Annotated in this window: 19 protein-coding genes and 2 pseudogenes; 13 read left to right on the top strand and 8 right to left on the bottom strand. The window is 57.6% G+C overall.

Features of this window, described 5'->3' with window-relative positions; all coding sequences use genetic code 11:
• Positions 1-37: 37 nt before the first annotated feature.
• Positions 38-460 carry a hypothetical protein gene (locus tag NTD85_RS16660; protein WP_103484985.1) on the bottom strand — a complete coding sequence of 141 codons (423 nt, stop codon included), beginning with the start codon at positions 458-460 and terminating at the stop codon, positions 38-40.
• A 57-nt stretch (positions 461-517) separates the two neighbouring features.
• Positions 518-859 (bottom strand): hypothetical protein, encoded by a 342-nt coding sequence (locus tag NTD85_RS16655; RefSeq protein ID WP_262142710.1) that lies wholly within the window; start codon positions 857-859, stop codon positions 518-520.
• On the opposite strand from NTD85_RS16655, the gene NTD85_RS16650 reads away from it, so the two are divergent.
• The 4 genes from NTD85_RS16650 (at position 858) to NTD85_RS16635 (ending at position 3744) form a co-directional block, all read left to right on the top strand.
• Positions 858-1430, top strand: coding sequence for a hypothetical protein (locus NTD85_RS16650; protein WP_262142709.1), 573 nt, complete (start codon positions 858-860; stop codon positions 1428-1430). The genes NTD85_RS16655 and NTD85_RS16650 overlap by 2 nt on opposite strands.
• Before the next feature lie 87 nt (positions 1431-1517).
• Positions 1518-2120: a hypothetical protein gene (locus tag NTD85_RS16645; protein ID WP_262142708.1), complete on the top strand. Its 603-nt coding sequence runs from the start codon at positions 1518-1520 to the stop codon at positions 2118-2120.
• Between the two features lie 607 nt (positions 2121-2727).
• Positions 2728-3429, top strand: a complete 702-nt coding sequence (locus NTD85_RS16640; RefSeq protein WP_262142707.1) for a hypothetical protein — start codon at positions 2728-2730, stop codon at positions 3427-3429.
• Between the two features lie 66 nt (positions 3430-3495).
• Complete coding sequence (locus tag NTD85_RS16635) at positions 3496-3744, top strand: hypothetical protein (RefSeq protein WP_135295666.1); 249 nt, start codon at positions 3496-3498, stop codon at positions 3742-3744.
• Between the two features lie 109 nt (positions 3745-3853).
• Here NTD85_RS16635 and NTD85_RS16630 read toward each other — a convergent pair whose 3' ends face one another.
• Both NTD85_RS16630 and NTD85_RS16625 read right to left on the bottom strand, forming a co-directional pair.
• Positions 3854-4618 carry a C40 family peptidase gene (locus NTD85_RS16630; protein WP_262142706.1) on the bottom strand — a complete coding sequence of 255 codons (765 nt, stop codon included), beginning with the start codon at positions 4616-4618 and terminating at the stop codon, positions 3854-3856.
• A gap of 1 nt (position 4619) precedes the next feature.
• Positions 4620-5177, bottom strand: a pseudogene (locus tag NTD85_RS16625) (phage minor tail protein L); the annotation flags it as partial.
• A 137-nt stretch (positions 5178-5314) separates the two neighbouring features.
• Between NTD85_RS16625 and NTD85_RS16620 the strand changes: the two are divergent.
• Positions 5315-5479 (top strand): hypothetical protein, encoded by a 165-nt coding sequence (locus tag NTD85_RS16620; RefSeq protein WP_262142705.1) that lies wholly within the window; start codon positions 5315-5317, stop codon positions 5477-5479.
• A gap of 6 nt (positions 5480-5485) precedes the next feature.
• Here the strand turns inward: NTD85_RS16620 and NTD85_RS16615 are convergent, their stop codons facing one another.
• Positions 5486-5710 (bottom strand): hypothetical protein, encoded by a 225-nt coding sequence (locus tag NTD85_RS16615; RefSeq protein ID WP_262142704.1) that lies wholly within the window; start codon positions 5708-5710, stop codon positions 5486-5488.
• Between the two features lie 99 nt (positions 5711-5809).
• Between NTD85_RS16615 and NTD85_RS16610 the strand changes: the two genes are divergently transcribed.
• Positions 5810-6052, top strand: a complete 243-nt coding sequence (locus tag NTD85_RS16610; RefSeq protein WP_410017539.1) for a hypothetical protein — start codon at positions 5810-5812, stop codon at positions 6050-6052.
• Positions 6053-6113: 61 nt separating this feature from the next.
• Here the strand turns inward: NTD85_RS16610 and NTD85_RS16605 are convergent, their stop codons facing one another.
• Positions 6114-6710, bottom strand: a complete 597-nt coding sequence (locus NTD85_RS16605; RefSeq protein WP_262142703.1) for a hypothetical protein — start codon at positions 6708-6710, stop codon at positions 6114-6116.
• Between the two features lie 90 nt (positions 6711-6800).
• Between NTD85_RS16605 and NTD85_RS16600 the strand changes: the two are divergent.
• From NTD85_RS16600 to NTD85_RS16580, 5 genes and pseudogenes are all read left to right on the top strand, one after another.
• Positions 6801-6959, top strand: a pseudogene (locus tag NTD85_RS16600) (DNA cytosine methyltransferase); the annotation flags it as partial.
• 128 nt (positions 6960-7087) lie between these two features.
• Entirely contained in the window at positions 7088-7582 is a 495-nt protein-coding gene (locus NTD85_RS16595) for a hypothetical protein (protein WP_262142702.1), read from the top strand.
• 255 nt (positions 7583-7837) lie between these two features.
• Positions 7838-9040, top strand: a complete 1203-nt coding sequence (locus NTD85_RS16590; protein ID WP_103485113.1) for a tyrosine-type recombinase/integrase — start codon at positions 7838-7840, stop codon at positions 9038-9040.
• A gap of 12 nt (positions 9041-9052) precedes the next feature.
• Positions 9053-10639, top strand: coding sequence for an ABC-F family ATPase (locus tag NTD85_RS16585; protein ID WP_080593251.1), 1587 nt, complete (start codon positions 9053-9055; stop codon positions 10637-10639).
• 284 nt (positions 10640-10923) lie between these two features.
• Entirely contained in the window at positions 10924-12111 is a 1188-nt protein-coding gene (locus tag NTD85_RS16580; RefSeq protein WP_262142701.1) for an MFS transporter, read from the top strand.
• Positions 12112-12145: 34 nt separating this feature from the next.
• Here NTD85_RS16580 and NTD85_RS16575 read toward each other — a convergent pair whose 3' ends face one another.
• Entirely contained in the window at positions 12146-13183 is a 1038-nt protein-coding gene (locus tag NTD85_RS16575) for an alpha/beta hydrolase family protein (RefSeq protein WP_003225347.1), read from the bottom strand.
• A gap of 238 nt (positions 13184-13421) precedes the next feature.
• Positions 13422-14033 carry an FMN-dependent NADH-azoreductase gene (locus NTD85_RS16570; RefSeq protein ID WP_003225349.1) on the bottom strand — a complete coding sequence of 204 codons (612 nt, stop codon included), beginning with the start codon at positions 14031-14033 and terminating at the stop codon, positions 13422-13424.
• A gap of 125 nt (positions 14034-14158) precedes the next feature.
• Here NTD85_RS16570 and NTD85_RS16565 point away from each other — a divergent pair, with 125 nt between their 5' ends.
• Positions 14159-15067 carry a LysR substrate-binding domain-containing protein gene (locus tag NTD85_RS16565; RefSeq protein ID WP_103485116.1) on the top strand — a complete coding sequence of 303 codons (909 nt, stop codon included), beginning with the start codon at positions 14159-14161 and terminating at the stop codon, positions 15065-15067.
• Positions 15064-15423: an MmcQ/YjbR family DNA-binding protein gene (locus NTD85_RS16560; protein ID WP_003225351.1), complete on the top strand. Its 360-nt coding sequence runs from the start codon at positions 15064-15066 to the stop codon at positions 15421-15423. The genes NTD85_RS16565 and NTD85_RS16560 overlap by 4 nt, the downstream gene beginning before the upstream one ends.
• The last annotated feature ends 98 nt before the right edge of the window (positions 15424-15521 follow it).

Below are 15521 nucleotides of genomic sequence, written 5' to 3'. Positions count from 1 at the left end.
AAAAAAACCGCCCGAAGGCGGCTGATTGCAAATTCGTTTACTGATAATCGACATACGGTCCGAGAAAGAATCCGCTCATATCTCCGCTGATTCGGTAGAGGCTTTCTTTGCCGCTTTGCACGTTGGCGGAAATTGTACGAATGGCTGCCCCGCCGCACAGCCCAGAGCCAGCAAGACCCGCTCCGATACTTGGATTGCCTGGAGGCAGGTAAAAGGAGGCGCGCTGACCAGTACCGATTTTCGCGGCCTTTCGGCCATCGACATACACGACGATGTCACAACCAGATCCAACCATTCCCGAGTCACGCACAACCGTTACCTTGCCGCTTTCGCCGGCAGGCTTAATTTGAAATGCGTAAAGCTCATCACGTGGCACCGGATCAGCCTGGCTAACCGGAATGGCAGAGGATGCACACCCCGCCAACAGTGCTACCGCCAACGCTCCAATAAAAATCCGCATACTTGTTCCTTATGAATTTGATCGTCGGCCGATCGGACCTAATAGGCGCCTCAGCGGTTATCGTTGGTCGATCTCAATTTTCTGAGTTGGATCAGGACTGTACTTCTGCCGCTTCAACTGAGGATCACCGGCTGCCAAACAGAAGAAATAGATCTCCGCTTCGCCGCAACCACCATGCAGCGCACATTCACTTGCCTGCATGTGGTCGAGGAGTATTTCACGCCCCTGTGAGGCGCAAAACACGTTCGCCTCCTTCAAGGCTTGGCCTTTCGCAGAGGCAGGTCCGCCGAAAGGCACCCGAGTCGAAATCGTGTAGGTGTCAGGCCCAACCTTTATTGGTCCGCTATCAGAGCAACCCGCCAATAGCGCAAATGCCAACGCTCCTACGATCAATTTCATGCAGGTCACTCCTGTGGAAATAACCCACGATATCACCGGTTTGCGGCTGTACAAATGCTCAGTAACGCCCTTTACCCTCAAAGTAGTAGCTTTCGGCTATCAATTTTGCCGCTCTCAAGGAAAGGACATGGCGAAGCGAGTTTCAAAAGCCGAGAAGGAATTGACTGGATGGGTGTTCATGCTTGCACTCATCGTCGGGGGTCCCTTCTACCTATTCGACAAGATGAACAAGTCCATTGGATGGCAGATTCCCGCTGCGGTGATTGCTGGGATTTTTTTACTCCTGATTATCATTGCTTGGGCCAAAAAACGCGCGCGACTGAAATACTTGAGGGAAAAGTATCAGGATGAACATATCGTTCAAAACATTCTCCAAAAACGAATTTGGACCGGACAATCATCTGAGCAACTGATCGACTCCCTCGGGCAGCCAGCGGCCACCGACCACAAATTTCTCAAAACAAAGACACGAGTCATTTGGAAGTATCGCCATCAGGGCGCAAACAGATACGGCCTGCGCATCACTGTCGAAAATGACCAAGTAACTGGTTGGGACTCGAAATCAGGTTAGCTCTTCGAAACATGCAACGGATTCCCCAGTCCTTTGCCTGCAAGCCCAAGGGCTGGACTTGGGTTATACCAGTCGAAAAACACAAGGATGCTGAAAACATTGAACATCAAAAGGAATGCATCGAAAGTTCTCGCAGTGACGGTGGCGGCGGTCAGTGGCGCCTGCCTTGAAGCGACGACAGATGTTATAAAGAAGAACTTTGAGCCCGCGCTTATCGGCGCTAGAAACGCGTTTGAAGATTGGGCCTACCCCCTACCCTCTAATGCAATGATTGGCATCAATCTCCAATCATTCATGCCTTCCGCGAAAAGTGATGAGCCATGGGCGGAGGCCGTATCCGCTACGATTTCTGGCAAAAGCTGCCTGGAACCAGACGGACACGAAATTGTTCGCGCTTTCGACGAGGCACCCAATGGACACCGTACCAATGCAATCATGATGATTCGCTGTCGGCCGTCAGGACGCGTATCAGTGAGCCTCACTCCGCAAAGCGGCAGCACAGTATTGATATACGATGGGCGTTTCAAAGACGGTGAAAAAGCAACGTTTCCAGGGATTCCAGGAAGCTATTACGCAGGCATCCTGACCATGTACCGGCTGGATTCACTAGTTCCGAAAGGCTCTTGGGAACCGGTTAACAAATGTCAAATCGACAATAGCTGCGACTCCACAGAATTATCCTTCAATTGACGCCTTCACTAGCCGGCATTAGCTCTAGACTGGTGCCCCCTTGGAACTGGTATGTCTGAAACCAACCTTACCTTCAAATGCCTAGGCCACACCAAACGAGATGACGGTTTGATTGGGCGTTACAACCTAGAAGTCACCGATACCCGGAGCGGCAAGACCGCAACGATTTCAGTCGAACCCAGACACCTTGCCTCAGCCCGAAGCATGAAAAGAATCCTTCTGGACCGGTGTATGTTCTACAGAGCAACACGTCAGGAGCATGACCAAATGCTACTGGAGATTCTTGATCCGCACACTGCAGCATTCCGAGAATAGCCCGGCCCGCCGGGCCTTTTTTCACCTGTACGAATCCTCAGTAACGTCCCGCCTCGCGACGATAGTAGCCTCTAGCCTCCACGACATAACCTTTCAAAGGATTACGGATGAATGATCCGAGGCAAGCTCTAGAGAAAATCGAGGAGTTGATAAACGCCGCGCGCGCCACAGATGACCTTTTCAAGCGATATCCGAAGGGATAGAAAGGTCGTCACCGAGTGACGGTGAATAATTTGGAGGCCACCCCCGCCTCTCACACAACCGGGCATCAATTGCTGCAAGGAAGTAAGGTATGACACAGAAGACTTGTTTCGTGGTTATGGCAATTGGCGATCAGGAGTTCGACGGTAAAAAAGTCACTTCATACGAGCTGAAATCTCAGTACGACGGCCTTATTTCAGCAGCCCTACTTGCTGCCAGGCCAGGACTGGAAGTTGTGCGCGCCGACGAGGTCGCGACCTTGGGGTCAGTGTCTGCTGATATTGTCACTCGCATCATGCGTTCCGATTATGTCGTTGTGGACATCACCTATCCAAATCCAAATGTCTACTACGAGCTAGGCCTCAGTCACGCCAGCCGGCCTGGCACCATCATCATAAAAAACAACAACTCTCCAAAGGTGCCGTTTGATATTTCCCACCATCGCTATATCGGATATGACGATACCGGAGCAGGGTTAAAAAGGCTTGCAGAGCAACTTTCCAAGACGTTCGACCAGATCGACCTTAATCCAAGTCGGCCAGATAGCCAATTTCTAGAAACGGCAAAGATTAACAACTTCGAATTTCAGGATTACAAAAAGCCCCCGGAGATCGCTCCCGAGGTCCAAGCGATGCTCACCTTTATAGGTTCTCCAGACCTGCTAGAGCTATTTGCCAAACATCAGCGCGGCGAAGAGTTCGACGAGATAGAACTAATGAGAACTCTGGCCGCAAACCCAACTATGGCTGGGACACTTTTGAGCGCCCTTGAAAAAGCAGGGGTATTCAAATAATGCGACCTGCAAGCCCAAGGACTGGGATTGCGCCAATTTCGGCGCGTTTATGACCTAGGAGGTCAAATGGAACAGCTTTCCCCTTTCGAGCAAGGCGTACTGATGGCGCTGGTATCACTGTCTGCGACCATTCGATCAACACCTGGCTTTGATGGCGCAGCACTCACAAAAGCCGCTCAATACTTTACTGATAACCCTGCGCAAGGCTGCGAGAGCGGTGCGGCGAAAACAGCTTACGAATGGCCGCTGAACATTCTGAAAACAGACCTGGCACAGCTCCAACAAATGCTCAACGCGGACAAGACCCGTAATTAATCTCTAAACTTCCGTTCTTCGTAAGCCGCCAGACCGGTTTGCCGCTGGCGGTTTTTTCTGCTGATTCGATTGCGCTTTTCATCTCTTTCTCCAACGGCTGTGCCGCATCTCATGTGCTTGGTTGTGCATCTTTGTGCCTGAGAATCAGGCGTGTGCGGTCGAGCCATGGCCCGCCGAACACGATGACCTCCGACGGCCTGCCGTACAGGTGGTGCAGCAGAAAAGGGCCGGGGCCGAACGTCGCGGCATTCTCGCCGGGCAATGCTGGATCGGCGCCGAGGAAGATCCCGGCGTGATTCGGGTAAACCGTCCGCCCCACTTCCATCACGATCATGTCGCCGCGCTGCGGCTGGTCGACCCGGTAGAAGCCGGCAGCCTCGTAATTCGCCTCGTACAGGCTGGTGCTGTCCTTGCTTTCCCACCAGCCATCGGCACGCTTGAATGCCTCGAACTCCAGCCCCCACTCGCGCTTGTACCAGTCTGCGCAGACCTGCCAGCAGTCCCAAGCGCCATGGACGAAAGGCCGCTTGAGCAGCGGCACCTCGCCGGCCGGCATGACCGTCCGAAGATCGCCTTCGGGCCAGCTCAGGATGTGCCACGGCAAAGCCGTCGCTTCACACATTGCCAAATCGCGCGGCGAAGGCCTGCTGGTGGCGTCCGGATGCGAATGAACCACACCAATCACCTCGCCGACGTCCTCGGCCGCTGCGTACTCCTCCGGGTCAATTCGAAACTCTTCGCTCGGCTCGGTAGAGACGTTGCGGCACGGGTAGTACTGCTGCTTTCGCCCCACCGCCAGCAAAAGACCGCAGCATTCTTTCGGATACTCGGCCGCCGTGTGCGCCTGGATCGCGCTCAAAATGTGTTTGCGCATGTCAGCTCCGTGCGATCAGGGAAACAGCCGGGAAGCCGCCGAAAGGCTGCGGATTGCCCTCGCCGAAGCGCGGGATACAGCCCTTGCCCAACGTTGCGTCACACTCGTCCAGTTCAGGGTTGTCAGTGACCACGCCATCCTTCGTGACGTACGGGCCGGTGTACCCACAGTTCGGCCCGCGATAACCACCGGTGAGGCACCAGTGACACAGCGTCGTGGCCTGCCGGCCGATCGACTCATTGCCGACGTCGCCCGGGCTGGCCAGCTCCCAACTGACGTTTTCGCCGTCCTCGTTCGTTTTCTGATCGATGTACCAGACCTCGATCGTCTCTTGGGTTGGATCTTCCGTCGGATTGCCGGCCGGGAAGTTCGCCGCGTCCAGGTACGTGCCCAGCGTGTGGCGCATCGTCAGCTTGAACTCGAGCAGATCCTCGAACGCCAGACAGAGCGCGGTGATGCGCCCGTTGACGTTACCGACCGACAACGTAGGCCGGACAGCCGTACCGTCACCGTTCGCCTCGATGCCGTCGATCTGCATCGGCCAGGCGCTGTACTCGTTGACCGGCATCGTTCGATCCGCCGTTGATGGCGACGTTGAACTCGCGGGCCTGCTTCTGTGCGTCGAAGTACGCATAACCCAGAGCGCCGAGGACACCGGCCAGCAAGCCGGCGGGAATCAGTGCCGCGGCCAGGCTCTTGGCAGAGGTGTTCGATCTGGAAGCGCTGATCCATGCCATCGCTGGCGGTCATGCTCCAATCTCGGTTCTGACCGTGGACTGGGAGAAACTCGACGCGATGGTTGCAGCCCAAGGCGACAAGTTCAGCATGGCCGGTGTGAGGCTGGTCAAGGTGGCAGCGTGATCTGCCTCAAGCTTTGGTCGACTGAGTGAACATCCAGCCGAATGCAACCACGCCAATGATGGGTCGTATCAGATCTCCGGCTGAGGCCATGCCGGAAAACACCTGCAGCCCGGTAATGACCATCATCGCCAATGCCGCGAGAATGCCAAATGCTGCGATCCAGCGAAAATACCTTGGAAACATTGCGCAACTCCCTTGTGAAGGGGCGGCATCGTAATCGCATTTAGCCATCACTTCAACCTACGTTATCGAGACGGATCACGGAGTGTTGAAGCTTAAAGTTACTGACCTGGCTGGACTTGCCGGCCAGCGGAATTGAAGAGGTAGGCCATGGCCAAGAGCAACGCGGAACGGTCAGAGAAAGCCGCGGCGAAGAGGAAGAGCCGCGGCGAAGTAGAGGTTCGGTTCCACACCCTGCCCGCTACGCGCCAAGCTCTTGCTGAGCTGATGGCCTGGAGCGGCATCGAGGAACAGGGCGAGGCGATCACGCTGATGATTCACCACCTGCACGGCCTTGGCCCGGGCGGCGCCCTTCCCCTGCTCACCCCGCCGCGACACGACACGAATACGTGATACCCGAAAACGTGTCGCGGAAATTGCACCTTTCCTACGAACGTGAGGCTTCAAAAATCGTTCACGATAAGTAGGACTCAGCGACGACGCCGCACACTTCAATTTGACGCTTAATTTCTCCGACACATTCAACACTTAAACCAAATTCATAATAATTCACAATAATCGCATCCTTATTTGGCTCTAAATATAGTTTTATATTTAAATCGAGCTTCTCAACTGCATGGCGAGTCAAAAATACCGCCTGAACTAAAGCAGGGTGCGGCAGAAGAAGCAAATCCACCCGATCCAACATGGAAAGGGCATTGGCATATGCTGCACAAACCTCTCGGCCGCTGATTGTTCCTTGATTTTTTCTTGGCTCATGCTGTACGAGGCGCAAAATGTGTTCCAGCATTCCGGCAACAGCTAAGCTTTTTGCAAGGTCGCCACGCTTACTTTCAGCCACAGCCCTAACACTCTGCTGCCTAGAAATCCACCAAGCCGCCCATATTGAAACAATTGCTCCAATTGCTTGCACCCAACTTGCTACCTCGCTGCTCCCCAGCTGAAGCGTTTTAACTGCAAGCACCAGTATATAAACGATAAACAGGAATAAGCAGACACTTTGAGCAGAGCACCAAGCTTGGAATAACGATCTAAAAGTGACTTTATGCATCCATTTATCGCCTCGTGAAATCCAAGCGACAAATATATCTGCTCGCAACTTTTATTCCCACCCAATCACGCCAGCCGGCGAGGATCCCCTATGGAAATCGAATACGGCTCGGTCTGCTCCGGCATCGAGGCGGCAACGCTTGCATGGAAGCCACTCGGCATGCGAGCGACCTGGTTCGCCGAGATCGAGGCCTTCCCCAGCGCGATGTTGGCACACCACCACCCGAACACGCCAAACCTCGGCGACATGCGCTCCCACGAACAGCAGATGGATTTGTTCGACCAACCGGCCGATATGCCGTGCGGTTGCTACGACGGCGAATAAAACCCCTCCCCCAACTCAACAGCCTGCCGGTGTAAGGCGGGCGAGGTATTCGTATGTCCGCACTGAACCGCTTCCACGAAACTGCGAGCGATGCGCTGGAGAAGATCAGCGCCAGCCTTCCTGAAAGCGCAAAACTCTGCCTGACCATCTACACCCCAGAGAAACCAGAACTCGACATCGTGCTGCAGGACAAAGGGCTCGATTTGAATGAAGTGGTTTCCACCCTGCGCCGGCGCGGCCTGAGCATCGACGGCGATAACGCCTACAAGCGCGACCTACTGGACTCTGTAGTCGGTGCACTGGCGTTCGGCGCGCAGAACAGCAACCCACCACCGACCGGACACTGGGGCCAGCGCTTCTGGGATATCGGCCGCGAGGAACGCGGACTGCACGAAGAGCTCGTCGCCGCGCTGAAGCTCACCCGCGAGAACCTGCGCGCCTGTCAGGCGACCATCCACTTGGCCGGCTACTTCGATCCCGCCTACGGGAACGACGCTCAAGCCGCAATGGCAGTTGCCGACGCAGCTCTGGCCAAGGCCGGCGCATAACCCATCACCACCTTCTGCCGCCACGCGCGGCATGGAGCAACAACGCCCGCCCCGGGCAGAGGACACCGCTATGCCTGGAGAGCTGCAAGTTCTACAAGCACCAGACCCCGACAAAATCACCGAAAAGCAAATGGCAGAACGCCTCGGCACAACCATGAAAGCCTTGCAGACCCGACGCAGTAGAAACCAGATCCCTGAAGGGGTGTGGAACAAGTTCGGGCACAACATCATGTACAGCATCAGGAGATACGACGAATGGCTCGAAAGCCTTTGGGTTTGCCCGCCGGGCTGGAAATCAGGGGCGACACCATCCGGATCCGTTTTAGTTGGGACGGTAAGCGTCGATCCGAAACACTCGCGCTTCCCACCACGAAAGCGGGCATCAAGGCTGCCACCAGTCTTAGAGATCAAGTAGTCGGGCTGATCAAGCATGGCCTGCTCGACGAAGCGAAATACGCAGAACTGTTCCCCGGGTCGGCATTGTCCGGGGGCAAGGAGGTTTTGTTCGGGGAGTATGCGCAGGCATGGTTGAGCGGAAGGGAAATTGAGGAAGGGACGCACCTCAACTACAAAAGCGCGCTGAACCTGTACTGGATGCCATACCTGGCACTCACTCGCTTGACGGCGATCAGCACGATGCTGCTGCGAAAAATCGTAGGGGAGATTGAGTGGTCGTCGCCAGGCGTGAAACGTAACGCCATCGTCCGACTGAGCACCATTCTGGATGATGCTGTGCGAGAAGAGCTCATCGGGAAGAACCCGGCCGAGCTATTGGACGCGCCGAAGCGCAAGAAGGGTGAGCCTGATCCGTTCACGCTCGAAGAGGCCAACAAGATAATCGCGGAGCTTTACAGCACTGAGCATTGGCCGAGTTCGATTTACGCGGCCTTCTTCGAGTTCGCTTTCTTCACCGGCATGCGGCCGCAGGAGATCATCGCCCTCCGCTGGGATGCTGTGGACAGGGTGAAGCGCCAGGCTCACGTCTGTCGCGCGATCGCCCAGGGCGTGATCAAGGAGCGCACCAAGACGAAGAAAAATCGGTATGTGCTGCTCAATGATCGCGCACTGCACGCTCTGGCGTTTGCTGAGCAGTACGCGGAGCGCCGGAAGGCTGGCACCGGGGCGATCAAGGATTTCCCCTACGTGTTCCCTCCTTCCAAGATGAGCCAGCACGTCAGGCAAACCTCGGACCTGCATAAACAATGGGGGCCGGCACTGGAAAGGCTGAAGGTTCGTTATCGGCCGCCGTACAACTGCCGTCATACTTATGCGACAATATGCATAATGTCTGGCATGAATCCCGCCTTTATTGCCCAACAGCTTGGACACAGCGTCCAAATGCTGCTCTCGACCTATGCCCGCTGGCTGAATTCCAGCGGTGACTGGGGCGAGATGGAAAAGCTCCAAAATGCCCCAGGAATGGCCCAAGCGCCAAATGTGCGGCTCGCAACCCATTGATAGGTAAAGTAATTGATCTCCACAGCAAATATCACGATGCAGTTCGGCGCCAAGCCGCTCTTCGAAAACGTTTCGGTCAAATTCGGCGCGGGTAACCGCTACGGTCTGATCGGCGCCAACGGTTGCGGCAAGTCGACCTTCATGAAAATCCTCGGTGGCGACCTCGACCCGTCCGGCGGTCAGGTCATGCTCGAGCCGAACGTGCGCCTGGGTAAATTGCGCCAGGACCAGTTCGCCTACGAAGAATTCACCGTGATTGACACCGTGATCATGGGTCACGAAGAGCTGTGGAAGGTCAAGGCCGAACGCGACCGCATCTACTCGCTGGCAGAAATGTCGGAAGAAGACGGCATGGCCGTGGCCGAGCTGGAAACCGAGTTCGCCGAGATGGATGGCTACACCGCCGAATCCCGCGCGGGTGAACTGTTGCTGGGTCTGGGTATTCCGCTGGAACAGCATTTCGGCCCGATGAGCGAAGTCTCGCCAGGCTGGAAACTCCGCGTATTGCTGGCTCAGGCGCTGTTCTCCGATCCGGAAGTGCTGTTGCTCGACGAACCCACCAACCACCTGGACATCAACACCATTCGCTGGCTGGAAAACGTTCTGACTCAGCGTAACAGCCTGATGATCATCATCTCTCACGACCGTCACTTCCTGAACAGCGTGTGCACCCACATGGCTGACCTGGATTACGGCGAATTGCGCCTGTTCCCGGGCAACTACGACGAGTACATGACCGTGGCGACCCAGTCCCGCGAGCAACTGCTGTCGGACAACGCCAAGAAGAAAGCGCAGATTTCCGAGCTGCAATCGTTCGTCAGCCGCTTCTCGGCCAACGCCTCGAAAGCCAAACAGGCCACTTCCCGTGCCAAGGCGATCGACAAGATCCAGCTGGCCGAGGTCAAGCCTTCCAGCCGCGTGAGCCCGTTCATCCGCTTCGAGCAGAACAAAAAGCTGCACCGTCAGGCCGTCATGGTCGAAAAGATGGCCAAAGGTTTCGACGGCAAGCCACTGTTCAAAGACTTCAGCTTCCAGGTTGAAGCGGGCGAGCGCGTAGCGATCATCGGTCCGAACGGCATCGGCAAGACTACCCTGCTGCGCACCCTGGTCAACGAACTGACCCCGGATGCCGGTAGCGTCAAGTGGACCGACGCCGCGGAACTGGGCTACTACGCTCAGGACCACGCGCACGACTTTGAAGACGACGTCACGCTGTTCGACTGGATGGGTCAGTGGACGCAGGGCGAGCAGATGATTCGCGGTACCTTGGGCCGCATGCTGTTCTCCAACGATGAGATCCTCAAGTCGGTCAAAGTGATTTCCGGTGGTGAGCAAGGTCGCATGCTGTTCGGCAAGCTGATCCTGCAAAAACCGAACGTGCTGATCATGGACGAACCGACCAACCACCTGGACATGGAATCGATCGAGGCGCTGAACCTGGCGCTGGAAAACTACCCGGGCACGCTGATTTTCGTCAGCCACGACCGTGAGTTCGTATCGTCCCTGGCCACGCGCATCATCGAGTTGAGTCCGAATGGCGTGACCGACTTCAGCGGCACCTACGATGACTACCTGCGTAGTCAGGGTGTGGTGTTCTAAGAGCAGCTTCGAGTGTTGAGTTGCTAGCTTCAAGCTAAGGCCCTGTCCATGTGACGGGGCTTTTTGCATTCCAGAGCCAGTATTCATGTGGGTACCGACACCATCGCGAGCAGGCTCACGCCTACAGGGGGGACGCATTTCAACTGTAGGAGTGAGCCCGCTCGCGATGAGGGCATCAGCAACGCATCACTCCCGGACCAGGAAAAATAGTTAGCCTGCTTCCTTTTATTTCAACGCCAAGCCATGATGCCGACTCTCCCACCGCCGCCCGCGAACGAGTTCACATGTCTGCGCAGCAACAGCCTCCGCAAAGCTCCCTGACGATCACCCTGCAGATCGTCTCCATCGTTTTCTACACCTTTGTCGCCTTCCTGTGCATCGGCCTGCCAATCGCGGTGTTGCCCGGTTATGTGCATGAACAATTGGGGTTCAGCGCGATCGTTGCCGGTCTGGTGATCGGCTCGCAGTATCTGGCCACCCTGCTCAGTCGGCCGATGGCCGGGCGCATGTCGGATACGCTGGGCACCAAACGGGCGATTGTCTATGGCTTGTGCGGGATTGTCCTCAGCGGGCTGCTGACGCTGATTTCGACGCTGTTGCAGGATTTTCCGTTGCCGAGCCTGATGATTCTGATCGTCGGGCGCCTGCTGCTCGGCGTGGCACAGGGCTTGATCGGGGTCGGCACCATCAGTTGGTGCATGGGCCAGGTCGGGGTCGAACACACGGCAAGATCAATCGGCTGGAACGGCATTGCCTCCTACGGCGCGATCGCCATTGGCGCGCCACTGGGCGTGGTCATGGTCGCCGACTACGGCTTTGCCAGCCTGGGCATCGCCCTTTCGGGATTGGCTGCGGGCGCTTTGGTATTGATCCGCAATAAACCTTCGGTGCCAGTGGTGCGCGGCGAACGGCTGCCTTTTTGGGCAGTCTTCGGGCGGATTGCACCGTATGGGGCCAGCTTGAGCCTGGCGTCCATCGGTTACGGCACGCTGACCACCTTCATTACTCTTTATTACCTCAACCGTGGCTGGAGCGGCGCCGCGTATTGCCTGACGGTCTTCGGCGTGTGCTTCATCGTGTCGCGCTTGCTGTTCATTTCGGCGATCAGCCGCTTTGGCGGCTTCAATTCGGCCATTGCCTGCATGAGCATCGAAACCGTTGGGCTGGTGCTGCTGTGGCTGGCGCCGTCTACCGCGTTTGCCTTGATCGGCGCGGGACTCGCCGGATTTGGTTTGTCGCTGGTGTATCCGGCGCTGGGGGTCGAGGCGATCAAGCAGGTGCCCAGTTCCAGCCGTGGCTCGGGGTTGGGGGCCTATGCGGTGTTCTTTGATCTGGCGCTGGCGATTGCCGGGCCGTTGATGGGCGCGGTGGCGTTGAATCTGGGCTATGCGTGGATATTTTTCAGTGCGGCGCTGTTGTCGGTGATCGGGCTGGGATTGACCTTGCTGCTCAAACGCCGGGCGATGAACTGAACCTTCGTACAAATCACTGTGGGAGTTGCGTCTTTTATTGATCCGCGGTCTGCATCCCCGCCCGGCTCGGCTTGCCCAGCGTCCGCGAGAAGAACTGCCCGGCTTCGGAGATCAGGTTGCGGTGGATGTCTTCGCGATCCACGCCGTCAGCATCGGTGCACAGCGCCGGCATCGCACGAATCTGCTCTTCATTGCACGGCGCCATGAACACGAAGTGCCCTGCCCCGGCCAGTAATTTGAAGTCCGGTGCGGTTGGCAGTTTGCGCGCCAGTGCAGCGGCGTTTTTATCGAAGGCCACCAATTTGTCGCCATCACCGCTATAAAGCAGCACTGGCACATGCACATCCGCGAGGGTGTGACGGCCGAACTTCAGGCTCAGCGGCGCCATCAGGAGCAAGGCATGCACCCGGGGGTCGGCCACTGGCTGCAAATCGTCACGGTCGACGATCAGTTCGCCCTGAGTGTTGCAGGCATCGCGGTCGTCCGGGCGCTCCTGGCAATAACGGCGCAAGCGGTCCAGATCAGGCTGCGCACCAGAAAGGATCAACGCAGTCTCGCCACCGGCCGAGTAGCCAATCACCCCGACCTGATCGGCGTTGACGAACGGCGAGAGCATCGGGTCGCCGAGCGTCGCGGTGATCGCTTCGGAAATCTGGATCGGCCGCCCGTACAGATTGCTCAGGGTGCCGAGGCGGCTGTGGTCTTTGGAGTTGTCACCGGGATGAATCACCGCGACCACCACAAACCCCTTGCGCGCCAGCGAGGTGGCGAGGTCATGCAGCGCAATGGGCGTGCCGGTGTTGCCGTGGGACAGCATCAGCATCGGAAAGCGGCCGATGGCAACCTTGGTGTCGGCGCCGGCCTCGACGGTGTAGCCCTCAAGCAGGCTGGTGTGTTCGCGGTCGCTGGAGGGATAGAAGGCGATGGCACGCATCGGTTGCAGATCCAGCGGATCGAGGAACGTCATCTCGTGATAACCGACGCTCCAGACAGGGTGTCGCCCGGGCGCGGCATGCACTGAACCGAGGCTGCCGAGCAGGCAAATCAGTAACGCTGCACAAAGACGCATCATGGGATGGCCCACCCTGTGTTACTCAATCGAAAGATCCTTTGTGTTCCGACACGCCCGCAACCCTGTGGTTCGGTAATCCGGCGCGGCGGTGCACTCAGACGTTGATCGTTTGACTGCATAACCCGGGCCAGATTATGCAACAGTCAGAAACAAAAAACTCCGCATCTGGCCCTTGCAGAACCAGAATACAGAGTTTTTTGAGGGGCTACCTGAACGGCAGCTGGTCTTTACGTAATGCTTACGCAGCGGCGAACAGTTGTTCGCTGATCTTCGCCTGAGCGGCGCTCATCGCGTTGTTGCGCACTTCATCACCGTAAGCCAGGCCTTCGGCGCGGACGATTTCGATGTCGGTGATGCCGAGGAAGCCCAGGACCAGTTTCAGATACTCTTCGTGAGCGATACCGCTGGCCTGACCGGCATGGATGCCGCCGGAGGTGGAGACGATGATTACTTTCTTGCCACCGCACAGGCCTTCCGGGCCGGCTTCGGTGTAACGGAAAGTCTGGCCGGCAACGGCAACGCGATCGATCCAGGCCTTGAGTTGGGTCGGCACGGTGAAGTTGTACATCGGCGCGGCGATGACGATGGCGTCGGCGGCGATGAATTCGGCCAGAGTCGAAGCGCTCAGCTCGGCTTCGTGCTGTTGCGCGGCGTCGCGCAGTTCAGCGGTAGTGCCAGCGGCTACCAAAGTGGTCGACGAGAAGTGACTGATGGCGTCTGCGGCCAGGTCGCGGTAGGTCACCACGGCGGTTGGCTCGGCGGCTTGCCAGGCTTTGACGACTTGGCTGCTCAACTGACGGGAAGCCGAGTTGTCGCCCAGAATGCTCGAATCGATGTGCAGCAGTTTCATGTGGGATCTCCTGGAAAGAATCGCCGACGGCGACGGAATGGAGACAATCCTACGGAAGAAACCAATAGCTGATTAGCCGCTGACAATGCGATAGTTCGTCCCACTGATAGAACGGTGGACTTATCATGCAGGATCTCAATGATCTCTACTATTTCGCCAAGGTGGTCGAGGCTGGCGGCTTCGCGGCGGCCGGGCGTCTGCTGGGCATTCCCAAGTCGCGGTTGTCGCGGCGTATCGCCGAACTCGAAGAGCGCCTGGGCGCCCGGCTGCTGCAACGCACCACCCGCCAGTTGAACCTTACCGCTGTCGGAGAGCGCTACTTGCGCCACTGTCAGGCAATGCTGCTGGAAGCGGAAATGGCCGACGAAGCGGTCGCCAGCATGTCCAGCGAGCCACGGGGCCGCTTGCGCGTGTCCTGCCCTACCGGTCTGGCGCGGGAAATGTTGCCGTGGGTGATCAGCGAATTCCTCGGCAAATTCCCTCAAGTGCAACTGGAAGTGGTGCTGCTCAATCGCCGGGTGGATCTGGTCGCCGAAGGTTTCGACGTTGCGTTGCGTGTGCGCGAACTCGGTGATGAAGATCCGTTGCTGGTGACCCGGCGTCTGCGTCAGGCGCAAATGGTCGTGGTGGCCAGCCCGGCATTCGTCGAGGGCAAAACCATCGCCCACCCGCTGGATCTGAAGCATCTGCCGGTGCTTGGCGCACTGGAAGCCGATCGCATGGTGCATGTGCGCTTGCTCGATCAGCAAGGCAACAGCGTCGAGCTGAACATGGAGGCGCGACTGGGCATTGATGACTTCATCGTGCGCAAGGCCTGTGTGCTCGCCGGCCAGGGCTTCACCCTGCTGCCAATGATGTATTGCGAAGCCGACCTCGAGAGCGGCGCGCTGGTGCAACTGTTGCCCGAGTGGTCGTTGCCCGGCGGCTGGTTGCAGGCGGTGTATCCGCATCGGCGTGGCGTGATGCCGGCGGTGCGAGCGTGGATCGATCACCTGGTCGATTCGTTCAATGCGTGCGGGGAGCGTTTGTTATGAAACAGGGAAAGATGAACGAAGCGGACGTCGCCGCCTTCTGCCTGGCCTTGCCGGGCGCGCGGGAAGATTACAAATGGGGCGGCGTGCGGGTGTTTTCGATCGCCGGCAACAAGATGTTCGCCCTGCAAGGGCTGCGTGGGGACTCATTGGCGTTCAAGGTCGACAAGGATCTGTTTCTCGGCCATTGCGACCGCCCGGGCATTCATCCGGCGCCTTATCTGGCGCGGGCGCAGTGGATCATCATGCACCCGCCCTACCCGCTGGGTGCCGAGGAACTGCAGGGCTTGCTGCAGCGTTCGCATCAGTTGGTGGTGAGCAAGTTGCCGAAGAAAACCCAAATCGGATTGTTGCTTTAGCTTTTGACTTTCGTGGGAGCGGGGGGGGGGGGGGGGGGGGGGGGGGGGGGGGGGCGCCCCCCCGGCCCCCCCCCCCCCCCCCCCCGCCCCCCCCCCCC

This window comes from Pseudomonas sp. 13B_3.2_Bac1, from assembly GCF_025466205.1.
GTDB classification, from domain to species: Bacteria; Pseudomonadota; Gammaproteobacteria; order Pseudomonadales; family Pseudomonadaceae; genus Aquipseudomonas; species Aquipseudomonas fluorescens_H.
Note: the sequence above shows the minus strand (reverse complement) of the source record. Positions and strands in the feature narration are given on the sequence as shown.